The sequence below is a fragment of the Zhihengliuella sp. ISTPL4 genome, assembly GCF_002848265.1.
Lineage (GTDB): Bacteria > Actinomycetota > Actinomycetes > Actinomycetales > Microbacteriaceae > Microbacterium.
This window is the reverse complement of the sequence record NZ_CP025422.1, coordinates 2,275,969-2,295,981: the sequence shown is the minus strand read 5'-3', so window position 1 is coordinate 2,295,981 and position 20,013 is coordinate 2,275,969. Positions and strand designations below refer to the sequence as shown.

At 70.8% G+C, this 20,013-nt stretch carries 18 protein-coding genes; 14 read left to right on the top strand and 4 right to left on the bottom strand.

Features of this window, described 5'->3' with window-relative positions:
* The first annotated feature begins 35 nt into the window (after positions 1 to 35).
* The 5 genes from CYL12_RS10980 (at position 36) to CYL12_RS10960 (ending at position 5,914) form a co-directional block, all read left to right on the top strand.
* Positions 36 to 1,352: an ABC transporter substrate-binding protein gene (locus CYL12_RS10980; RefSeq protein ID WP_101847634.1), complete on the top strand. Its 1,317-nt coding sequence runs from the start codon at positions 36 to 38 to the stop codon at positions 1,350 to 1,352.
* Positions 1,353 to 1,426: 74 nt separating this feature from the next.
* Entirely contained in the window at positions 1,427 to 2,467 is a 1,041-nt protein-coding gene (locus CYL12_RS10975; protein ID WP_101847633.1) for a carbohydrate ABC transporter permease, read from the top strand.
* Positions 2,464 to 3,354, top strand: a complete 891-nt coding sequence (locus CYL12_RS10970) for a carbohydrate ABC transporter permease (RefSeq protein WP_101847632.1) — start codon at positions 2,464 to 2,466, stop codon at positions 3,352 to 3,354. The genes CYL12_RS10975 and CYL12_RS10970 overlap by 4 nt, the downstream gene beginning before the upstream one ends.
* 5 nt (positions 3,355 to 3,359) lie before the next feature.
* Positions 3,360 to 4,790, top strand: a complete 1,431-nt coding sequence (locus CYL12_RS10965; protein ID WP_199399108.1) for a GH1 family beta-glucosidase — start codon at positions 3,360 to 3,362, stop codon at positions 4,788 to 4,790.
* Positions 4,791 to 4,918: 128 nt separating this feature from the next.
* A complete protein-coding gene (locus CYL12_RS10960; RefSeq protein ID WP_101848765.1) occupies positions 4,919 to 5,914 on the top strand; it encodes a LacI family DNA-binding transcriptional regulator in 996 nt (331 codons plus the stop codon).
* 80 nt (positions 5,915 to 5,994) lie between these two features.
* Here CYL12_RS10960 and CYL12_RS10955 read toward each other — a convergent pair whose 3' ends face one another.
* Complete coding sequence (locus tag CYL12_RS10955; protein WP_101847630.1) at positions 5,995 to 6,804, bottom strand: M57 family metalloprotease; 810 nt, start codon at positions 6,802 to 6,804, stop codon at positions 5,995 to 5,997.
* 472 nt (positions 6,805 to 7,276) lie between these two features.
* Here CYL12_RS10955 and CYL12_RS10950 point away from each other — a divergent pair, with 472 nt between their 5' ends.
* On the top strand, positions 7,277 to 7,945 hold the full coding sequence (locus tag CYL12_RS10950; RefSeq protein WP_101847629.1) for a TetR/AcrR family transcriptional regulator: 669 nt from the start codon (positions 7,277 to 7,279) through the stop codon (positions 7,943 to 7,945).
* A 14-nt stretch (positions 7,946 to 7,959) separates the two neighbouring features.
* Here the strand turns inward: CYL12_RS10950 and CYL12_RS10945 are convergent, their stop codons facing one another.
* Complete coding sequence (locus CYL12_RS10945) at positions 7,960 to 8,616, bottom strand: GntR family transcriptional regulator (protein WP_101847628.1); 657 nt, start codon at positions 8,614 to 8,616, stop codon at positions 7,960 to 7,962.
* A gap of 148 nt (positions 8,617 to 8,764) precedes the next feature.
* Between CYL12_RS10945 and CYL12_RS10940 the strand changes: the two genes are divergently transcribed.
* Genes CYL12_RS10940 through CYL12_RS10920 form a run of 5 tightly spaced genes read left to right on the top strand, consistent with a single transcriptional unit; the run spans position 8,765 to position 14,875 of the window.
* Positions 8,765 to 10,042, top strand: a complete 1,278-nt coding sequence (locus tag CYL12_RS10940) for an NRAMP family divalent metal transporter (RefSeq protein WP_101847627.1) — start codon at positions 8,765 to 8,767, stop codon at positions 10,040 to 10,042.
* A gap of 1 nt (position 10,043) precedes the next feature.
* Positions 10,044 to 10,808, top strand: a complete 765-nt coding sequence (locus CYL12_RS10935; RefSeq protein ID WP_101847626.1) for a LamB/YcsF family protein — start codon at positions 10,044 to 10,046, stop codon at positions 10,806 to 10,808.
* Position 10,809: 1 nt separating this feature from the next.
* The gene (locus CYL12_RS10930; protein WP_101847625.1) at positions 10,810 to 11,610 is read left to right on the top strand and encodes a putative hydro-lyase; all 801 of its coding nucleotides are present in this window, start codon (positions 10,810 to 10,812) and stop codon (positions 11,608 to 11,610) included.
* Positions 11,610 to 13,163 carry a 5-oxoprolinase subunit B/C family protein gene (locus CYL12_RS10925; RefSeq protein WP_101847624.1) on the top strand — a complete coding sequence of 518 codons (1,554 nt, stop codon included), beginning with the start codon at positions 11,610 to 11,612 and terminating at the stop codon, positions 13,161 to 13,163. The genes CYL12_RS10930 and CYL12_RS10925 overlap by 1 nt, the downstream gene beginning before the upstream one ends.
* Positions 13,160 to 14,875 (top strand): acetyl/propionyl/methylcrotonyl-CoA carboxylase subunit alpha, encoded by a 1,716-nt coding sequence (locus CYL12_RS10920; RefSeq protein ID WP_101847623.1) that lies wholly within the window; start codon positions 13,160 to 13,162, stop codon positions 14,873 to 14,875. Before CYL12_RS10925 ends, CYL12_RS10920 begins: the two co-directional genes overlap by 4 nt.
* Positions 14,876 to 15,042: 167 nt before the next feature.
* Here the strand turns inward: CYL12_RS10920 and CYL12_RS10915 are convergent, their stop codons facing one another.
* On the bottom strand, positions 15,043 to 16,398 hold the full coding sequence (locus CYL12_RS10915) for a uracil-xanthine permease family protein (RefSeq protein ID WP_062637427.1): 1,356 nt from the start codon (positions 16,396 to 16,398) through the stop codon (positions 15,043 to 15,045).
* Positions 16,399 to 16,498: 100 nt separating this feature from the next.
* Positions 16,499 to 17,374 (bottom strand): phosphoribosylaminoimidazolesuccinocarboxamide synthase, encoded by an 876-nt coding sequence (locus CYL12_RS10910; RefSeq protein WP_025105721.1) that lies wholly within the window; start codon positions 17,372 to 17,374, stop codon positions 16,499 to 16,501.
* Positions 17,375 to 17,483: 109 nt separating this feature from the next.
* Between CYL12_RS10910 and CYL12_RS10905 the strand changes: the two genes are divergently transcribed.
* The 3 genes from CYL12_RS10905 (at position 17,484) to CYL12_RS10895 (ending at position 19,935) form a co-directional block, all read left to right on the top strand.
* Positions 17,484 to 17,696, top strand: a complete 213-nt coding sequence (locus CYL12_RS10905; protein WP_101847622.1) for a hypervirulence associated TUDOR domain-containing protein — start codon at positions 17,484 to 17,486, stop codon at positions 17,694 to 17,696.
* Positions 17,697 to 17,779: 83 nt separating this feature from the next.
* Positions 17,780 to 18,406 (top strand): PadR family transcriptional regulator, encoded by a 627-nt coding sequence (locus CYL12_RS10900; protein ID WP_233486714.1) that lies wholly within the window; start codon positions 17,780 to 17,782, stop codon positions 18,404 to 18,406.
* Positions 18,403 to 19,935 carry a DHA2 family efflux MFS transporter permease subunit gene (locus CYL12_RS10895; RefSeq protein WP_101847621.1) on the top strand — a complete coding sequence of 511 codons (1,533 nt, stop codon included), beginning with the start codon at positions 18,403 to 18,405 and terminating at the stop codon, positions 19,933 to 19,935. Before CYL12_RS10900 ends, CYL12_RS10895 begins: the two co-directional genes overlap by 4 nt.
* The last annotated feature ends 78 nt before the right edge of the window (positions 19,936 to 20,013 follow it).

Sequence of the window (20,013 nt, the reverse complement as noted above, 5' to 3'; positions counted from 1 at the left end):
ACCACCACCCGCACGAACCCACAAAGGAGTGAACCGTGAACTCACGTGCCCGCACCCGGATCCTGGCGACAGCCGCCGTGGCATCCGTCTCCGCCCTCGCCCTGGCCGGCTGCTCCGGCAGCACCGGCGGCGACGGCGACACTGGCGCCAGCGCCGACGAGAAGGTCACACTGACCGTCACCACCTTCGGCACCTTCGGCTACGACGACCTCTACGAGGAGTATGAGAAGGCGCACCCGAACGTGACGATCGAGGCGACCAACATCGACACCGGCGGCAACGCCCGCACGGACGCCTTCACCAAGATCGCCGCCGGCTCCGGCCTCAGCGACATCGTCGCGATCGAGGAGGGCTGGCTCGGCGCCATCATGGACGTCTCCGACACCTTCGTCGACCTGCGCGACTATGGCATCGAGGACCGCAAGGACGACTGGGTCGACTGGAAGTACGGTCAGGCGACCGACGCCGAGGGCCGCGTCATCGGCTACGGCACCGACATCGGCCCGAGCGGCATCTGCTACAACGGCGCCGCGTTCGAGGCCGCCGGCCTGCCCAGCGACCGCGAATCCGTCGCCGAGCTGCTCAACGGCGACTGGGAGAACTACTTCCAGGTCGGCGCCGACTACACCGCGAAGACCGGGAAGGCCTGGTACGACCACTCCGGCTTCGTCTGGAACGCCATGGTCAACCAGCTCGACGAGGGCTACTACACCGCCGACGGCGAGCTGAACGTCGAGGGCAACGACGAGCTCCAGGAGCGCTTCGAGCTCCTCGGCGCCGCGACCGAGGGCGGCCAGTCCGCGGCGCAGACCGCGTGGGACTGGAACGGCGGCAAGTCGTTCGTCGACGGCACCTTCGCCACCTTCGTCTGCCCCGGCTGGATGCTCGGCGTCGTGCAGGGCCAGGTCGAGGCCGGCGGCGGCGACGCGTCGACCGGCTGGGACTTCGCGGACGTGTTCCCGGGCGGCGCGGCCAACTGGGGCGGTGCGTTCCTGTCGATCCCGGAGTCCTCGGAGCAGAAGGAGGCCGCCGCAGAGCTCGCCGACTGGCTGACGCAGCCCGAGCAGCAGGTGAAGCAGTCCGCCGCCGCGGGCAACTTCCCCTCGACCATCAAGGCGCAGGAGTCCCTCGCCGAGGAGGCCACGCCCAACGCGTTCTTCAACGATGCGCCGACCGGCGCCATCCTCGCCGAGCGCGCCAAGGGCGTCGTCGCGCAGTTCAAGGGTGCCGACGACTCGGTGATCCAGGAGAACGTGTTCGGCCCGGCGCTGAGCGCGCTCGACCGCGGTGAGACCGACACGCAGGGCGCTTGGGACCAGGCGATCGGCCTCCTGAACGACCTCGTCGGCTGATCATCTCGCTTCGACAGGCTCAGCGACCCAGAGCGGGTGGCTGAGCCTGTCGAAGCCCGGCTAAGGACACGCCCATGACCCTCACCGCCCCGCCCGCGGAGCAGCAGGCCGCCGCCCCCGCGGCGACCGATGCCCCGCCGCGACGCTTTTGGCGCACCCGCCTCTCCCGTTTCGACCACCGCGCCTCGCCGTACTTCTACATCTCCCCGTTCTTCCTCCTCTTCGGTCTCATCGGCCTCTTCCCGCTGCTGTACACGGTGTGGGTCGCGGTGCACGAGTGGGATCTCCTGAAGGGCGAGGGGCCGTTCGTCGGCTTCGGGAACTTCGCGGCCATCCTCGGCGACGGCATGTTCTGGAATTCCATCCGGAACACGCTGAGCATCTTCCTGCTCTCCGCCATCCCGCAGCTCGCCGTCGCCCTGGTGATCGCCTACCTGCTCGACCGCGGACTGCGGACGCCGACGTTCTGGCGGATGAGCGTCCTCATCCCGTTCGTGGTCACCCCGGTGGCCGTGGCGATCATCTTCTCCAGCATCTTCAACGAGGCGGACGGACTGGCCAACAACCTCCTCAACCTCGTCGGTATCGCCGATCAGCAGTGGAAGCACGACACGTTCCTCTCGCACATCGCGATCGCCGTCATGGTGAACTTCCGCTGGACCGGCTACAACGCCCTCATCCTCCTCGCCGCGATGCAGGCCGTACCCCGCGACCTCTATGAATCCGCCGCGTTGGACGGCGCCGGGGCCGTGCGGCGGTTCTTCGCCATCACGATCCCCACCATCCGCCCGACGCTGATCTTCGTCATCATCACGGCGACCATCGGCGGCCTGCAGATCTTCGCCGAGCCCCGGCTGTTCGACGTCTCGACCGCGGGCGGCATCGGCGGCAGCGACCGGCAGTTCCAGACGACGGTGCTGTTCCTCTGGGAGCTGGCGTTCTTCCGCCGGGACCTCGGGGAGGCCTCGGCCGTCGCCATCCTGCTCTTCCTGCTGATCGTCGCGATCGGCCTCATCAACTTCCTGATCTCCCGGCGGATCGCCACCGGAGACGCCCCGAAGAACCGCGCGGCCCGACGCCGCATCCGCCCGACCGGGAAGGAGGAGGCGCGATGACCGCCACCCAGGCCCTCAGCGTGCCGGAGCGGATCCGCCGCCGGCGCGGTGCCGCGAGCGGGAGCGCCGGCCTTGGCAGCCGCCCCGGCTTCCTCACCTACGGACTCCTCGCGGCCTTCGTCATCGGCGGCGCCTACCCGTTGTGGTGGTCGTTCGTCGTGGCGAGCGGGACCAACGCGACCCGCGGCGAGACCCTGCCCCTCCTCCCCGGCGGCAACTTCCTCGCGAACGCGGCGAAGGTGTTCGATGCGATCCCGTTCTGGCTCGCGCTCGGCAACTCGTTCCTCATCTCGACGATCATCACCATCTCCGTCGTCACGTTCTCGACGCTCGCCGGCTACGCGTTCGCGAAGCTGCGCTTCCGCGGGCGGGACGGCCTCATGGTGTTCGTGATCGCGACCATGGCCATCCCCACGCAGCTCGGCATCATCCCGCTGTTCATGCTGATGCGCGAACTCGGCTGGACGGGGACGATCGGTGCGGTGATCGTGCCGACCCTCGTCACGGCGTTCGGGGTGTTCTTCATGCGGCAATACCTCGTGGACGTGATCCCGGACGAGCTCATCGAGGCCGCCAGGGTCGACGGCGCGAACCAGTTCCGCACGTTCCTCACCGTCGGGGTGCCCGCGGCGCGGCCGGCCATGGCGATCCTCGGACTGTTCACGTTCATGACCGCCTGGACCGACTACCTCTGGCCCCTCATCGTGCTCTCCCCTCAGAACCCGACGTTGCAGACGGCGCTCAGTCAGCTGCAGTCCGGCTATTACATCGACTACTCGATCGTGCTCACCGGCGCGGTGCTCGCGACCCTTCCGCTCCTCGTGCTCTTCGTGATCGCAGGGCGGCAGCTGGTCAGTGGCATCATGGCGGGCGCGGTGAAAGGATGACCCCTATGACGCGTGCCTTCCCCTCGGACTTCCTCTTCGGCGCGGCGACCGCGGCCTACCAGATCGAGGGTGCCGCCTTCGAGGACGGACGGACGGCATCCATCTGGGACGCCTTCTGCCGGGTGCCGGGAGCCGTGGTCGGTGGCGACGACGGGGATGTGGCGTGCGACCACTACCACCGGTATCCGCAGGACGTGGCGCTGATGAAGGAGCTCGGGCTGCAGACGTACCGCTTCTCCACCTCGTGGTCGCGGGTGCGCCCCGACGGCGGCGCGGTCAACCAGGCGGGCGTCGACTTCTACAGCCGCCTCGTCGACGAGCTCCTTGCGGCCGACATCCTGCCCTGGCTCACGCTGTACCACTGGGACATGCCGCAGGCCCTGCAGGAGATCGGGGGCTGGACGAACCGTGACTCCGTCAACCGCTTCCTGGAGTACGCGGGCACCATGCATGACGCCCTCGGCGACCGGGTGAACGTGTGGACGACCCTCAACGAGCCGTGGTGCTCGTCCTTCCTCTCCTACACCGGGGGCGAGCACGCGCCAGGGCACACGAGCGTGGCCGAGGGGCTGCTGGCCTCGCATCACCTGCTGCTCGCGCACGGTGCGACGGTGCGGGAGCTCCGCGGCCGCGACGCCTCCCTCAACCTCGGCATCACGCTGAACCACACGGTGGCCGATCCCGCCGACCCGCAGAACCCCGCGGATGTGGATGCCGCCCGGCGGCTGGACGGCCAGTTCAACCGCTGGTTCCTCGACCCCATCTACCGCGGCGCCTACCCCGCCGACACCGTGGAGGACATCCGCGCGGTGGAGCCCGAGGCCGTGGCGCGGTTCGAGGCGGCGGTGCACGAGGGCGACCTCGACACCATCGCCCAGCCCATCGACACACAGGGCGTGAACTACTACCACGGCGACCTCGTGTCCGGCACGGGGCCCGACGACGCGGCGGTGTCCAGCGGCCCGGAGACGGCGCACGTGACGCGCAGCCCGTACCCCTCGCACGAGGGCATCCACGCGGTCGAGCGCGGTCTGCCCCGTACGGCCCAGGGCTGGGAGGTCCAGCCCGAGGGACTCACGCGACTGCTGCAGAGGCTCTGGACCGAGTACGCCGAGCCCGCGGGCGTGGTGCTCTCGGTGACGGAGAACGGCGCGGCCTACGACGACACCGTCGTGGGGGAGGACGGGGAGACGCGGGTGCCCGATGTGGATCGCACCGCTTTCCTGCGCGCGCACCTCGACGCCGTGCTGGATGCCAGGGACAGCGGGGTGGATGTCCGCGGCTACTTCTACTGGTCCCTCTTCGACAACTTCGAGTGGGCCTGGGGGTACGACAAGCGCTTCGGGATCGTCCGCGTGGACTACGACACCCAGGAGCGGACGGTCAAGGATTCCGGCCGCGAGTACGCCCGGATCATCGCCGCGCGCTCCCTCTGACCCGTGCGAATCGCCCGATGGGCTCCATCCGCGACCGAGATGAGACCAATCGGGCGATTCGAAGCGGGGATTTTCACGGCCAGGCTCCCGGTGGATGAGAATGGGGCGATGGAAGAGAGCAAGCGATGATGTCGCCCCGGGCGACCATCGAGGAGGTCGCAGCGACCGCCGGTGTGTCGCGGTCGACCGTGTCGCGTGTGGTGAACGGGTCGACGGCGGTCAGCCCGGAAGCGCTCGCCGCCGTGCGCGCCGCGATCGACGAGCTCAACTACGTCCCGAACCGGGCCGCGCGCTCGCTCGCCTCCCGGCAGACGCACGCGATCGCCCTGATCGTCCCCGAGGACACGACGCGCTTCTTCGGCGACCCGTTCTTCGCGGCGATCGTGGCCGGCATCACCGGTGCCCTCCGCAGTTCCGACTATCTGCTGAACCTGCTGATCGCCAGCGACGACCCCGGTGACAAGATGACGAGCTTCGTGCGCAACGGCGGCGTCGACGGCGCGCTGATCGTGTCGCACCACACGAGTGACGCGTTCGTCGATCGGATCGCCGATGCCGTTCCCGTGGTCTACGGCGGCCGCCCGGTGCGCCGCGCCGAGGGGGACTACGTGGTCGATGTCGACAACGTCGCGGGAGCGCGCGAAGCCACGCAGCGCCTCGTCGACATCGGACGCACCCGCATCGCCACGATCTCCGGCCCGCTCACGATGCCCTCGTCGACCGACCGCGTGCAGGGGTTCCGCGCCGCGCTCGCCGCCGCGGGGCTGACGCCCTTCGAGGAGGAGGAGGGCGACTACAGCGAGGCGAGCGGAGCCGATGCCGCCCGCCGTCTGCTCGCGGAAGGGCGACCGGACGCGATCTTCGTCGCCAGCGACCTCATGGCCCGAGGGGCGCTGACGGCGCTGCGGGGCGCGGGGGTGCGGGTGCCCGAGGACATCGCGCTCGTCGGATTCGACGACTCGTCGGTGGCGCTGACCACCGATCCGCCCCTGACGACGATGCGCCAGCCGATGTACGCCCAGGGCGAGGCGATGACGCAGGTGTTGCTCTCCCGACTTGCCGGGGAAGACCCGCCGCGCACCACCATCCTTCCCACGGAGCTCGTCGTCCGCGGTTCCGCCTGAGTCGCGCCGGTGCGGACGCGCTCGAGGCCCGGTCGCGGACGACCGGGCCTCGAGGGAGCCGCCGCAACTGCGGCGACGCGTCAGTTCCCGTAAAGGGAGACGACGCCGGTGCGGTCAGCGGCCGTCATCGACAGGTCGTCCGAGCTGCCGTTGCACTGCGGGTAGTGCATGATCGACGACGAGTCGTACGGAGTGAGCGGACGCCAGTTGTTGTCCTCGAAGCACGTGCCCGCTTCCGGGCGGGTGTGCTCGTGGCGGAAGCCGAGCACATGGCCGAGCTCATGGCCGAGCACGTTCGTCGGCGTCCACGCGCCGGCGCTCCAGATCGAGTCGTCGATGAGCACGTTCTGCTGCCGGGCCGGCGTGCTGGGGAAGAACGCGCGGGCGATGTACTGCGTCGTCGCCACCGGCTCCACGGAGAAGACGACCGCGTTGTTCCGCGTGGTGCAATTGGCGTCGGCGCTGCTCACGTAGCGGAAGTCGATCTTCGACGACGCGGACTCCCAGAGCGCCGCACCTCCCTCCATCGCCCGGACGACGTCGGCGTGACGGCTGCCGAACTTCGTGCTCACGCAGTACGTGAGGTTGGCGACCTGGGAGGCCGACCACCTGTCGTCGATGTTGTTGACCGTGTTGACGATGAGGCCGTCATTGCGGGTCTCGGGGCCGATCAGCCGGTCGTAGAACGCGCGCAGCTCCTTCTTGTTCGAGATCACCTCGTCGCCGTTGACGATGTAGGCGCCGTCGACATCCCGATAGGTGGACGACGCGAACTCCTGATACGAGGGTGCGGAGTCGTCGGGGGACGCGGCCGTGGCGGGGATGACCGCGCTGAGGCTGAGCGCGGCCGCCGCGGTGGCGGCGAGCGCGAGTTTTCTGGTGAATCGCATGGAAGATCCTCTTCGATCTGAGCGGTGCCGCGCGCCCGTTGGGCGAGCGGACTCCGGCCGGAACGGTGAGCATCGCTGCCAGCGAGGGGCCGAAGCCCGCTCACGCTAACGTCGCCGTTTCGGTGGGGTCAAGGCGCGACACGGTCCGTCGCGCGCTTTCTGCCCTCAGGTCAGGAATCGACGGAATCGCTCACCGTCGAAGGTGCCGCCGCGGCTCGGCCGGACGTCGGCACCGGCGGTCGACGACCGGTCCTGGTCGTCGGTCCGTCGTCGTATGCCGGAGGTCGAGGATGACCACGGACGCGTCTCCGCCACCCCCTCCATCGGCGGAAGACGCGTCCGTGGCCCGCTGCGGCGAACCCCCGCGCCGCGAGTGCTCGCACCCTCCATAGGTTGAACGAGCATTCAGTGATTAATCTATCCCGAGACGGCCCGCGAGGGAATTCCGCCGAGCCCGAGAGGTGGATGCCGTATGGCGCGAACGGATGAGCAGAACCGTGCGGCGCGGGAGCGCGCGCGCGAGAACATCCTTCAGGCGGCGATCGAGGTTTTCAGCGAGCGTGGCGTCGCCGGGGCGGGCATCGCTGAGATCACCCGTCGCGCCGGGGTCGCCCAGGGGTTGGTGAACTACCACTTCGGTGGCAAGGATCAGCTCGTCGCCGCGGTGATCGACCGCTGGTTCGAGACGGTCCTGGCGTTCGCGCAGGTCGAGGGCACGCCCGACGAGATGCTCGGCGCCATCATCGACGGAGCGATCGGCGCGACCGCATTCGCGATGCCGCTCCAGCGCGCGGTGCTCGCGATGCAGCAGCAGCCGCTGACGCATCGACTCTTCGCGGAGTCCGAGCAGCGCTACGCCGAAGGGGAGACCGCAGCCGAGGACGCGGTACGCGCCCTGTTCCGGGCGCGCGGCGCGGAGGACCCGGCGCTGGAGGAGATCATGCTTCGGAGCACCCTGGAAGGGGTGTTCGTGAAGTACTGCGTCTTCGGCGACACCTATCCGCTCGAGGACGCGCGACGCTGGCTACACCGCCGGTACGGGCTCCCGGAGCCGGACGCCGCCCTGCCCGGTGTGCCGGCGCCGCAGCGGGGGGAGCCGCGCCCGCGGGCAACGGCGGCGCTGCGGACGGATCCGTCCTGACCCGAGACCCGGGTTCAGCTCAGGTGCATCCGCCCGAACGCGCCGAGCACGACCCGCTCCGACTGCACGAGGTACCGCTCCAGCTCGGCTGCCCCCGCTTCGGCCCCCCGCGTCAGGAACGTGTCGAGGACGGCGCGGTTCTTCCGGACGAACGGCTCGTGCAGCGCGCGGGGATCGTCGATCTTGAGGAACGCGAGCCGCAGCTCCGCCGCGACGTTCCGGTAGGTGCGGGCGAGGCGGGGGCTGTCGGCGAGATCGACGAGGGCGACGTGGAACGCCATGTTCGCGCTGCCGACCGCGCGCCAGGCGACCGTGTCATCGGGGGTGACTCCGGCCACGGCGGCCTCGGCCGCGGCGACCGCGTCGGTCATGCGCTGCACGGCGGGATGCTCGGGCTCGGACTGTCGGAGAGCCGTGCACTCGATGACCCGGCGAGCCCGGTAGATGTCGATGACGTCGGCGATCGAAGGGGAGGCGACGGAGACCCCGCGGTGCGGGACGTGCTCGACGAGGCCCTGCTCCGCGAGCACGCGGAACGCCTCGCGCAGGGTGTTGCGGGAGACGTCGAAGCTCTCGGACAGCGCCGACTCGGACAGCCGGGATCCCGGGGCGACGTCGCCGTCGATGATGCGCTGACGCAGTACGTCGGCGAGCGGGCCCTGCTGGTTCATGCCTTCATCGTAGGGGCGGGGTCGCGCCGATCATTACCGAAAAGCAATCACGCTGTAGCACGACGGAAACATGATTGTTGAACAATCGGGTTCTGTCCGTTCTACACTGGGGGTCACCCGACACCCACCAACGACGATGGGACCCCCTATGTCCGAGCAGTCCGCCCCCGCCCTCAGCCCCGAGGACGAAGCCCGCGCCGCCCACGCGAAGAAGCGCGCCGGCCGCAGTGCCGTCATCGGCGCCATCTTCCTCATGGCCACGAGCGCCATCGGTCCGGGCTTCATCACCCAGACCGCGACGTTCACCGCCCAGATGGGAGCCGCGTTCGCGTTCGCCATCCTCGTGTCGATCCTCGTCGACATCGCGGTGCAGCTGAACATCTGGCGCATGATCACCTCGTCCGGCAAGCGTGCCGGCGAGCTCGCCAACAGCGCCATCCCCTTCTCCGGCCACGTCATCGCCGTCCTCGTCGTCATCGGCGGACTCGCGTTCAACATCGGCAACATCGCCGGTGGCGGCCTCGGACTGAACGCGCTCCTGGGCCTGGACCCGAAGCTGGGAGGCGCGCTGACGGCGGCCCTCGCGATCATCATCTTCCTCGTGAAGAAGGCCGGCAAGGTGATGGACATCGTGCTCATCGTCCTCGGCGTCGGCATGATCGTGATGACCCTCGTCGTCGCGTTCATCGCCCAGCCGCCGGTCGGCGACGCCCTGCGGCAGACCTTCGTGCCCGACCAGCTCAACTTTGCCACCATCACGACGATCGTCGGCGGCACGGTCGGCGGCTACATCACCTATTCCGGCGCCCACCGCTACCTCGACTCCGGCCACGTGGGCCCGCAGTACGCGAAGCCCGTCATGCGCGCCGCCGCCAATGGCATCATCGTGACCGGCATCATGCGCTACGTGCTGTTCCTCGCCATCCTCGGCGTGGTGGCGTCCGGTGTCGCGCTCGACCTCTCCTCGCAGGCCGCGAACCCGGCGGGGCAGGCGTTCGGTGCGGTGCTCGGCGACGCGGGGCTGCGGGTCTTCGGCGCGATCTTCTGGGCCGCCGCGATCAGCTCGGTCATCGGTGCCGCGTACACCTCGGCGACGTTCCTCTCGACCTTCACCGCCAAGCTCCGCGGGGGCTGGCCGCTGCAGCTCGCCACCGTCGCGTTCATCGTCGTCTCCCTCGGCGTCTACCTCGCGATCGGCACGGCCCCGGCCGCGATCCTCGTGTTCGTCGGCGGTTTCAACGGCCTCATCCTCCCCATCGGCTTGACGGTGTTCATGTACATCGGCTGGTTCCGCCGCGACCTTCTCGGCGACCGGAAGTACCCGATGTGGCTGCTCATCGCGGGCACCGTCGTGACCGCGCTCACCTGGTACATGGGCGCCGTCTCGATCGGCCCCATCTTCGCCTTCCTCGGAATCGGAGCGTGACATGGCGACCATCGACCTGAACTCGGACCTCGGCGAGAACGTCCCCGACCGGATCGTCAGCGACGACGCGAGCATGCTCGAGATCGTCACGAGCGCGAACGTGTCGTGCGGGTTCCACGCAGGCAGCCCGGAAGGCATCCGCGAGACCCTGGCCGCGGCCGTCGCCGGCGGCGTCGTGATCGGCGCCCACCCCGGGTACCGCGACTACGAGAACTTCGGGCGCACGAAGGTCGACATCGACTCGGCCACGCTGCAGGCGCACGTGGAATACCAGCTCGGTGCGCTCCTCGGGCTCACCGCGGCGGTCGGCGGGCGGGTCTCCTACGTCAAGCCGCACGGGGCGCTCTACAACACCATCGCCCGCGACGAGCGGCAGTCGAAGGACGTCGTGGCGGCGATCAGGGCGATCGACCCCTCGCTCGTGCTGCTCGGCCTCGCCGGCGGCGTCGTGCTCGACGTCGCCGAACGGGCGGGGCTCGCGGTCGCGGCGGAGGCCTTCGCCGATCGCGCGTATCAGCCGGACGGTCAGCTCGTCTCCCGCACCGAGGAGGGGGCCGTGCTGCACGACCCCCTCGCGGTGGCGGAGCGGATGGTGCGCCTGGCCGCGGACGGCGTGATCCGGGCGATCGACGGCACCGACGTGGCCGTGTCCGCGCAGTCGATCTGCGTGCACGGAGACAGCCCGGGATCCGTCGCTATGGCGGCGGAGACGAAGCGCCTGCTGCAGGCAGAGGGCATCGCCATCGCCCCGTTCGCCGGAGCCTGACATGGCCGTGCTCGCGACCCCCGCCCAGCTCGCCGACGCCCGCGCCGCCCGTGCGGCGCACCGCGCCGGCCACGCCGCACCCACGAGCGGCGTCGCCCCGGGGCTGACCCAGGCGAACCTCATCGCCGTGCCGGCGGACTGGGCCTTCGAGACCCTCCTCTATGCGCAGCGCAACCCGAAGCCCTGCCCGGTCCTCGAGGTGATCGAGCAGGGCGAGGTGGAGTCGCGGCTCGCGCCGGGCAGCGACATCCGCACCGACATCGGGCGCTACCGCATCTGGCGAGACGGCGAGCTCGTGGAGGAGGTGTCCGACGCGACGGCGGCGTGGGACGAGCATCCCGACCTCGTCGCCTTCCTCATCGGCTGCAGCTTCACGTTCGAGACGGGGCTCGCCGAGGCCGGGATCCCGATCCGTCATCAGGAGCTCGGGCGCAACGTCCCGATGTACCGCACGGCGGTCGACTGCACACCGGCCGGACGGCTGCGCGGCGAGATGGTGGTCTCGATGCGACCGATTCCCGCGGACCGCGTGGCCGATGCCGTGCAGATCTCCGGACGCACCCCGGCGGTGCACGGTGCGCCGGTGCACATCGGCGACCCGGCGACGCTCGGCATCACCGATGTGATGACGCCCGACTTCGGCGACGCCCCCGAGATCCGCCCCGGCGAGATCCCCGTGTTCTGGGCGTGCGGCGTGACCCCGCAGGCGGCGATCATGGCGTCGAAGCCGCCGTTCGCCGTCACCCACGCCCCGGGGTACATGTTCGTCACCGATGTGCCGGATGCGGAGTACCGGGTCTGATGCGCATCCTCACGGCCTCCGACAGCGCGCTGCTCGTCGAGGCGGACGACCTCGAGCAGGCCATGCGGCTCAATCTGGCGTGGGACGGCGTCCCGGGTGTGGTCGAACGCATCCCCGGGGCGCGCACGGTGCTCGTGCGCTTCGACCCGCACCGCACCTCGGCCGCCGCGCTGGCAGAGGTACTCGCCGCGACCGAGGTCGACGCCGCGGCGCTGCCCGATGCCGGCGAGGTCATCATCCCGGTCCGCTACGACGGGGAGGATCTGGAGGAGGCGGCCGCGCTCCTCGACGTCTCGGCGGAGGAGCTCGTGGCCCGTCACCTCGCCGCCGACTGGCGCGTCGCCTTCTCCGGCTTCGCCCCCGGCTTCGGCTACGCCGTGAGTGGCGACCCGCTCTTCGACGTGCCGCGGCGGTCGTCGCCCCGCACCCGGGTGCCCGCCGGCTCGGTCGCCCTCGCCGGGGCGTTCAGCGGCGTGTATCCGCGGGAGAGCCCGGGCGGCTGGCAGCTCATCGGCCGCACCGCCCTGGAGATGTGGGACATCGACCGCGACCCGCCGGCTCTGCTCGCGCCGGGTCGCCGCGTGCGTTTCGTGCGTGCGGAGCGGGAGTCGGTGGCGGCGTCGCCGACGGTGGCGGCCGACGCGACGCGCGTCGACCGCCGCGGGGACGGTCCTGCGGTCGAGGTCGTGCGACCGTCGCTGCAGCTCCTCGTACAGGACGCGGGACGCCCCGGATTCGCAGCGCTGGGCGTCTCGGCCTCCGGCGTCGCCGATCGCGTCGCGATGCACGCGGCGAACCGGGCGGTGGGGAACACACCGGCCGCAGCCGTGCTGGAGAGCGTCGGCGGGGCCGTGTTGCGCTTCCACGGTGCGGGCGTGGCCGCGGTCACCGGGGCCACGGGCTCGCTCACGCTCACCGACGTCGACGGGACCGAGCGCACACTTCTCCCCGGCGTGCCGTTCGCGATCGTCGACGGCGACGAGCTCACGCTGGGGCACCCGGAGCGCGGACTCCGGTCCGTGATCGCGGTCCGCGGCGGTCTCGCTCCGGCCGCGGCACTCGACAGTCGTGCGACCGATACCCTCGCCGGTCTGGGCCCCGCGCCGCTGACTGCCGGCGATCTCCTTCCGATCGGGGCTGCCGCCGTGGCCGCCGTCGAACCGGACCCGGTGCCGCGCCCTCTTCCCGCCGCCGGGGAGCTGGTCACGCTGGAGATCACGCTCGGGCCCCGCGACGACTGGTTCACCGCTGCCGGTATCGACGCGCTCACCGCGCAGGAGTGGACGGTCACGCCGCGCTCCGACCGCGTGGGCATCCGGCTGCAGGGCGACGTGCCCCTGGAACGCGCGGTCGGCGGTGAGCTGCCGAGCGAAGGCGCCGTGACCGGGGCCATCCAGGTGCCGCCGGACGGGCAGCCCGTGCTCTTCCTCCCCGATCATCCGCTCACCGGCGGCTACCCCATCATCGGTGCCCTCACCGATCGCAGCCTCGACCTCGCCGCCCAGCTCCCGCCGGGTGTGCGGGTGCGCTTCACCGTCAAGGAGACCTCATGACCACTGTGCTGATCGCCAACCGCGGCGAGATCGCGGTCCGCGTGATCCGCGCGTGCGCCGAGGCCGGCTACACGTCGGTCGCCGTCTACGCCGACCAGGACGCGGACGCCCTGCACGTGCGGCTCGCGGACGAGGCGGTCGGCCTCGACGGCGACACCGCAGCGACGACGTACCTGTCCATCGAGGCGCTGATCGACGCGGCCCGCCGCAGCGGTGCCGACGCCGTGCACCCCGGCTACGGCTTCCTGTCCGAGAGCGCCGCCTTCGCCCGGGCCGTCGAGGACGCCGGACTCGTCTGGATCGGGCCCTCGCCGGAGAGCATCGACGCGCTGGGCGACAAGATGACCGCGCGCCGGATCGCGCAGCGCGTCGGTGCGCCGCTCGCCGCGGGCACGGATCAGCCGCTGTCCGGACCGCAGGAGGCGGTGGCGTTCGCCGAGGAGCACGGCCTGCCCATCGCGATCAAGGCCGCGTTCGGCGGGGGAGGCCGTGGGCTCAAGGTCGTCCGCGAGCTCGCGGAGGTCGCCGACGCGTTCGATGCGGCCACCCGGGAGGCGACCGCCGCGTTCGGCCGCGGGGAGTGCTTCGTGGAGCGCTTCCTGGAGAGTCCGCGGCATATCGAGGTGCAGGTGCTCGGCGACGGGCGCGGCGGCGTGGTGGTCGTGGGCGACCGCGACTGCTCGATGCAGCGGCGCAACCAGAAGCTCATCGAGGAGGCTCCCGCGCCCGGTCTGACGGCGGCGCAGCGGACCGCGTTCCACGACGCGGCGCGGGCGATCTGCGCCGAGGTGCAGTACCGCGGTGCCGGCACGGTCGAGTTCCTCCTCGCCGCGGACGGCACGATCTCGTTCCTCGAGGTGAACACGCGGCTGCAGGTCGAGCATCCCGTGACCGAGGAGGTCACCGGGACCGACCTCGTCCGCGAGCAGTTGCGCATCGCGTTCGGCGAGGGGCCGTCCTTCACCGACACCCCGGCGCCGACCGGGCATGCGTTCGAGTTCCGCATCAACGCCGAGGACCCCGGCCGCGGATTCCTGCCCAGCCCCGGGCGGGTGGACGGCCTGCGGATTCCCGGTGGACCCGGCGTGCGGTGGGACAGCGGTATCGAGGCCGGAGACACCGTGCAGCCCGCGTTCGACTCGATGATCGCGAAGCTCATCGTGCACGCGGAGACGCGCGACGCGGCCCTCGTCCGTGCGCGTCGGGCGCTGCGCGAGCTCACGGTCGAGGGCCCGGCGACCGTCATCCCGTTCGATCTCCGTGCCATCGACGTCCCCGCGTTCGCGACGGCGACCTTCGCCGTGCACACCCAGTGGATCGAGACCGTGCTGCTCCCGGCGCTGGAGGCGCAGCCGCGGCCGGCCGTCGCCCCGGTCTCGGGACTGCAGCGGTTCCCGGTGGAGATCGACGGCCGCCGCGTGATGCTCGGTCTCCCCGCGGAGCTGCTGGCGGGCATCGGCCGCCCGGCGGGGGACGTCGTGGCACCCGTGTCTGCCGCGGACCCCTCGGACCTCCGGGCTCCCGCGCCGGGCACGCTCGTGCGGTGGCTCGTCGACGACGGGGCCGTGGTCGCCGAGGGTGACCCGGTGGCCGTGCTCGACGCGATGAAGATGGAGACGACGGTCACCGCGCACCGCGCCGGCACCCTCACCCTCCGCGCCGACACCGGCGCCATCCTCTCCGCCGACGCCCTCCTCGCTACGATCGCCTGACCGGTCCCGCCCCCGCGGGCAGGCGAGTGCGAAAACGCCCCTTCCTCGTGAGAGGAAGGGGCGTTTTCCGTCCGGGCTCGCACCCGGAGAACGGTGGGAGTGCGAAAACGGGCCTTCGAGGGGTGCGGGAGGGGCGAAACCCGTCCCGCACGCATCCGGGTGGGACCTTAGGCGGGGTCGCCGCCGAGGGGGCCGACGGGCTCGAGCGGCTTCGGGTCGTCGGCACCGGTCTTGCGCGCCCGGGCGATGAGGTTGCCCAGATGGTAGATCAGCAGCGCCGCGACCGTCCCGAGCACGATCCCGCCGAAGGCGAAGTCACCGAGCTGCATCGTGAACCCGGCGATGCCGATCACGAGCGAGACCGCGGCGGTGTACTGGTTGACCGGTCGGGAGAAGTCGACGCGGCTGTCCACCCAGATCTTGATGCCGATGATGCCGATGAGGCCGTAGAGCGCCGTCGTCGCCCCGCCGAGCACGCCGGCGGGGATCGAGTTGAACACCTCGCCGACCTTGGGCGAGAACGCGAGGAGGATCGCGAACAGACCCGCCACCCAGTACACGGCGGTGGAGTACACGCGGGTCGCGGCCATGACGCCGATGTTCTCGCCGTAGGTCGTGGTGCCCGAGCCGCCGAAGCCACCCGCGATGGTCGTGGCGACGCCGTCGGCGATGAGCGCGCGGCCGGTGTGGCGGTTGATCGCGGGGTCTTCGGTCATGGTCGCGACACCGCGCACGTGGCCGACGTTCTCCGCGATGAGCACGAGCACGACGGGCAGGAACATCGCGATGGTCGACCAGGTGCCCGGCTCGACGAAGTCGGGGAACTGGAAGTGCGGGAGGCCGATCCAGGGGGCGTCCGCGATGAGTTCGGCGGGGGTCTTGTCGCCACGAAGCGCATTGGGCACCTCGAACGAGCCGTTGAACGCAGCCCAGATGAAGCCGACGGCGACGCCGAGGAAGATCGAGATCCGGCCGAGGAAGCCGCGGAAGAGCACCGCGAAGAGGATGATCGCGACGAGGGTGATCGTGGCGGTCACCGGGTCGAGCGCGAAGTTGCTCCAGGCCGTCGGCGCCAGGTTGAAGCCGATGAGCGCGACGATGGCGCCGGCGACGACCGGGGGCATCAGGGCGTCGACCCAGCGCAGGCCGACGAACTGCACGACGAGGCCCACGACCGCGAGGAGCACGCCCACCGCGACCACGCCCGCGAGCGCCGAGCCGGTGCCGCCCGCCGCGACGGCCGCGGTGATGGGGGCGATGAAGGCGAACGAGGAGCCGAGGTAGCTCGGCAGCTGGTTCTTCGTGATGAGGAGGAAGAGCAACGTGCCGATGCCGCTGAAGAGCAGGGTCGTCGACACGGGGAAGCCGGTGAGCGTCGGCACGAGGAACGTGGCGCCGAACATCGCGACGACGTGCTGCGCGCCGATGGCGATGGTCGCGGGCCAGGACAGACGTTCCTCGGGGGTGACGACGGCGCCGGGCTCGACGGTGCGGCCGTTTCCGTGCAGCTTCCACAAAGCCATGCGGGCTCCTCAGGGTTCGGGATCGGGGGCGGAGTGCTGGAGCAACACTACCGATTCCTGAGTTTTCCCTGTGCGTCCGGCGGCCGCGAGGGGGCCAGTCTCAGGCGCCGAGGCGGTCGATGAGCTCGCGGTACCGGGCGGCCGTCCGCGCGACGACCTCCTCGGGCAGCACGGGGGGCTCGCCCTGCTTGTCCCAGTTCGCCGCGAGCCAGTCGCGCACGATCTGCTTGTCGAAGCTCGCCATCCGCTCGGCCGGGGTCGACCCCGTGCGCCAGGCCTCGGCGTCCCAGTACCGGGAGGAGTCGCTCGTGAGGACCTCGTCGGCGAGGCGGAGGGTGCCGTCGGCGTCGGTCCCGAACTCGAACTTCGTGTCGGCGAGGATGAGGCCCTTCTCCTCGGCGATGGCCGCGGCGCGACGGTAGATTGCGAGGGACGCGTCGCGGAGCTCGGCGGCCCGGTCCGCCCCGACGAGCTCGACGACGCGGTCGAACGTGATGTTCTCGTCGTGCTCGCCCATCGGCGCCTTGTAGGCGGGGGTGAACAGCGGCTCGGGCAGACGGTCGCCGTTCTGCAGGCCTTCCGGCAGGGCGATGCCGCACACGGTGCCGTGCTCCTGATACTCGGCCCAGCCGGAGCCGGTGATGTACCCGCGCACCACGCACTCGATCGGCAGCATCTCGAGCGACTGGGCGAGCATGGCGCGATCGGCCACCTCCTCCGGCAGATCGCCGTCCGTGAGGTGGTTCGGCACGTCGAGCTGGGCGAACCACCAGCGGCTGAGGCGCGTCAGAAGGGCGCCCTTGTCGGTGATGCCGGGGGAGAGCACGACGTCGAACGCGCTGACCCGGTCGGACGCGACGACGAGGATGCGGGTGTCGGCCGGGTCCTCCGAGGCGTAGAGGTCGCGGACCTTTCCGGAGTAGAGGTGTCGCCACCCGGGGATGGCCTGCGCGTTTCCTGCGGACGGTGTGCTCACCCGCCCATTATCCCGGTCCCGCGCCGAGACGCCGTCCCCCGCGTCGCTGTCAAGGGGCACTGGGCGGAGCCCGGGGACGACGAGGATCGCCGGGACGAAAGGAGCAGGGATGTCGAAGGAGCTGTCGAAAGGGGACCGGGTGAGCTGGAACACGCCGCAGGGGCGGACGCGCGGAACCGTGGAGGAGAAGAGGACGAAGGACTTCACGTTCGCCGGCCAGCATTTCACCGCGTCGGAGGATGACCCCGCGTACATCGTGTCATCCGAGAAGAGCGGAGATCAGGCCGCCCACAAGGGCTCCGCCCTCCGCGCGCTCGGCTGACCCAGAACCCGGGGTCTCGGCGCAGGAGGGGCGGGTGTATAGTCCATGTGGACTATTCGGAGGGCGAGGCAGGAGGCGGGCGCGTGGGGAAGGACGTGGTGGCGGCGCTCACGCCGCTCGGGGTGATGGTGCTCGCGCTGCTCCGCGAGAGCGACATGCACCCGTACGAGATGGTGCGCCTGCTCCGCGCGCGTCACGACGACCGGCTCATCACCGTCACCAACGGCACGCTCTACCACACCGTCGCCCGGCTCCAGCGGGCGGGACTGCTCGACGAGGTCGGCACCGATCGGGAGGGCAACCGCCCGGAACGCACGACCTACACCCTCACCGACGCCGGCCGAGAGGCGGTGGTCGCGTGGGTGCGGCGCGCCCTTCCCCGCATCGACCGTGAGACCGACGCCCGCGTCGCGCTCGCCGAGGCGCACAACCTCGACCGCGACGACGCCATCGCGCTGCTGCAGGAGCGACGGGAGGCCCTCATCGCCTCGTACGCGCTGCACCACGACGGCCTCGCCGCCGCCCGCACCAAGGGCGTCCCGCCGCAGGTCCTCGTCGAGATCGAACGGCAGGAGGCGCTGCTCGACGCCGAGCTGCGTTGGCTCGACTCCCTCCTCACCCGCCTCGGCGGCGACGAGCTCCGCTGGGGACCCGACGCCTTCGACGACACCGACCGCTACCGCGCCCAGCGAAAGGCTGCACAGCAATGACCGAATCCCGTCAGACCTCGGGACCCGAGACCGGACCCTTCGCCGCCGGTCACGCGCCGAAGAGCCCGTGGCCCGCGCTGTGGGCGCTCGTCATCGGGTTCTTCATGATCCTCGTCGACACCACGATCGTCTCCGTCGCGAACCCGGCGATCAAGACCGCCCTCGACCCCGACACGAACAACCTCGACAACGTGGTGTGGGTCACCAGCGCCTACCTGCTCGCCTACGCCGTGCCGCTGCTCATCACCGGACGACTCGGCGACCGCTTCGGGCCGAAGAACATCTACCTCATCGGGCTCGCGGTCTTCACGCTCGCCTCGCTCTGGTGCGGACTGTCGACGACGCTCGAGGGCCTGATCGCGGCCCGCGCGGTCCAGGGTCTCGGCGCCGCGTTCATGACGCCGCAGACCATGGCCGTCATCACCCGCACGTTCCCGCCGAACAGGCGCGGCGCGGCGATGGGTCTCTGGGGTGCCACGGCCGGCGTCGCCACGCTCGTCGGCCCGCTCGCCGGCGGTCTGCTCGTCGACGGCTTCGGATGGGAGTGGATCTTCTTCGTCAACCTCCCGGTCGGCGTGGTCGCCTTCGTGCTCGCCTGGATCCTCGTGCCGAAGCTGAAGACGCACCCGCACCGGTTCGACCTCGTCGGCGTCGTGCTCAGCGCGGTCGCGCTGTTCCTCATCGTCTTCGGGCTGCAGGAGGGCGAGAAGTACGACTGGGGGGCCATCGTGGGTCCGATCTCGGTCTGGGGCCTCATCATCGCCGGCGTCGTGGTGCTCGCGCTCTTCATCGTGCAGCAGGCCCGCACCCGCAGCGAACCCCTCGTCCCGCTCGCCCTCTTCCGCGACCGCAACTTCTCCGGCGCGAACGTGGCGATCGCCGCGGTCGGCTTCACCGTCACGAGCATGTCGCTGCCGATGATGTTCTTCCTGCAGTCCGCGCGCGGTCTCACCCCGACCGAGGCGGCGATGCTGCTCATCCCGATGGCCGTGCTGTCGGGGGTGCTCGCCCCGGTCGCCGGGAAGATCCTGGACCGCGTCGACCCGCGCATCATCCTCGTCCCCGGTCTGCTCTGCGTCGCGGGTGCCCTGGTCTGGTACTCCGCCCTGACCACGATGGACACCCCGATCCTGATGTTCCTGCTGCCGTCCGCGCTGATGGGCATCGGCAACGCGGGCATGTGGGGGCCGCTGGCGACCACGGCCACGCGCAAGCTGCCGCCGCGGCAGGCCGGTGCCGGCGCGGGCATCTACAACACCACCCGCACCATCGGCTCGGTCATCGGCTCCGCCTCGATCGCCGCGTTCATGCAGTCGCGGCTGGAGGCGAATCTCCCCGGTCTGGCCGACGCTCCGGCCGGCACGGGCGGCGGTGCGCTGCCGCCGCAGGTCGCGGAGGGCTTCGCGGCCGGCATGTCCGAGACGCTGCTGCTGCCCGCGGGCGTGATCCTCATCGCGCTGGTCGCCTCGCTGTTCCTCCGCGGGCAGGATCGGAAGGACGAGGCCGTCGCCGCGACCTCTCCGGCGTGACCGCGATGACCCCGACACGCCGGTATCCACGCGGGTTCCGGCAATGTCGGGCGACCCTCCGAGATTCCGGTGCGCAGG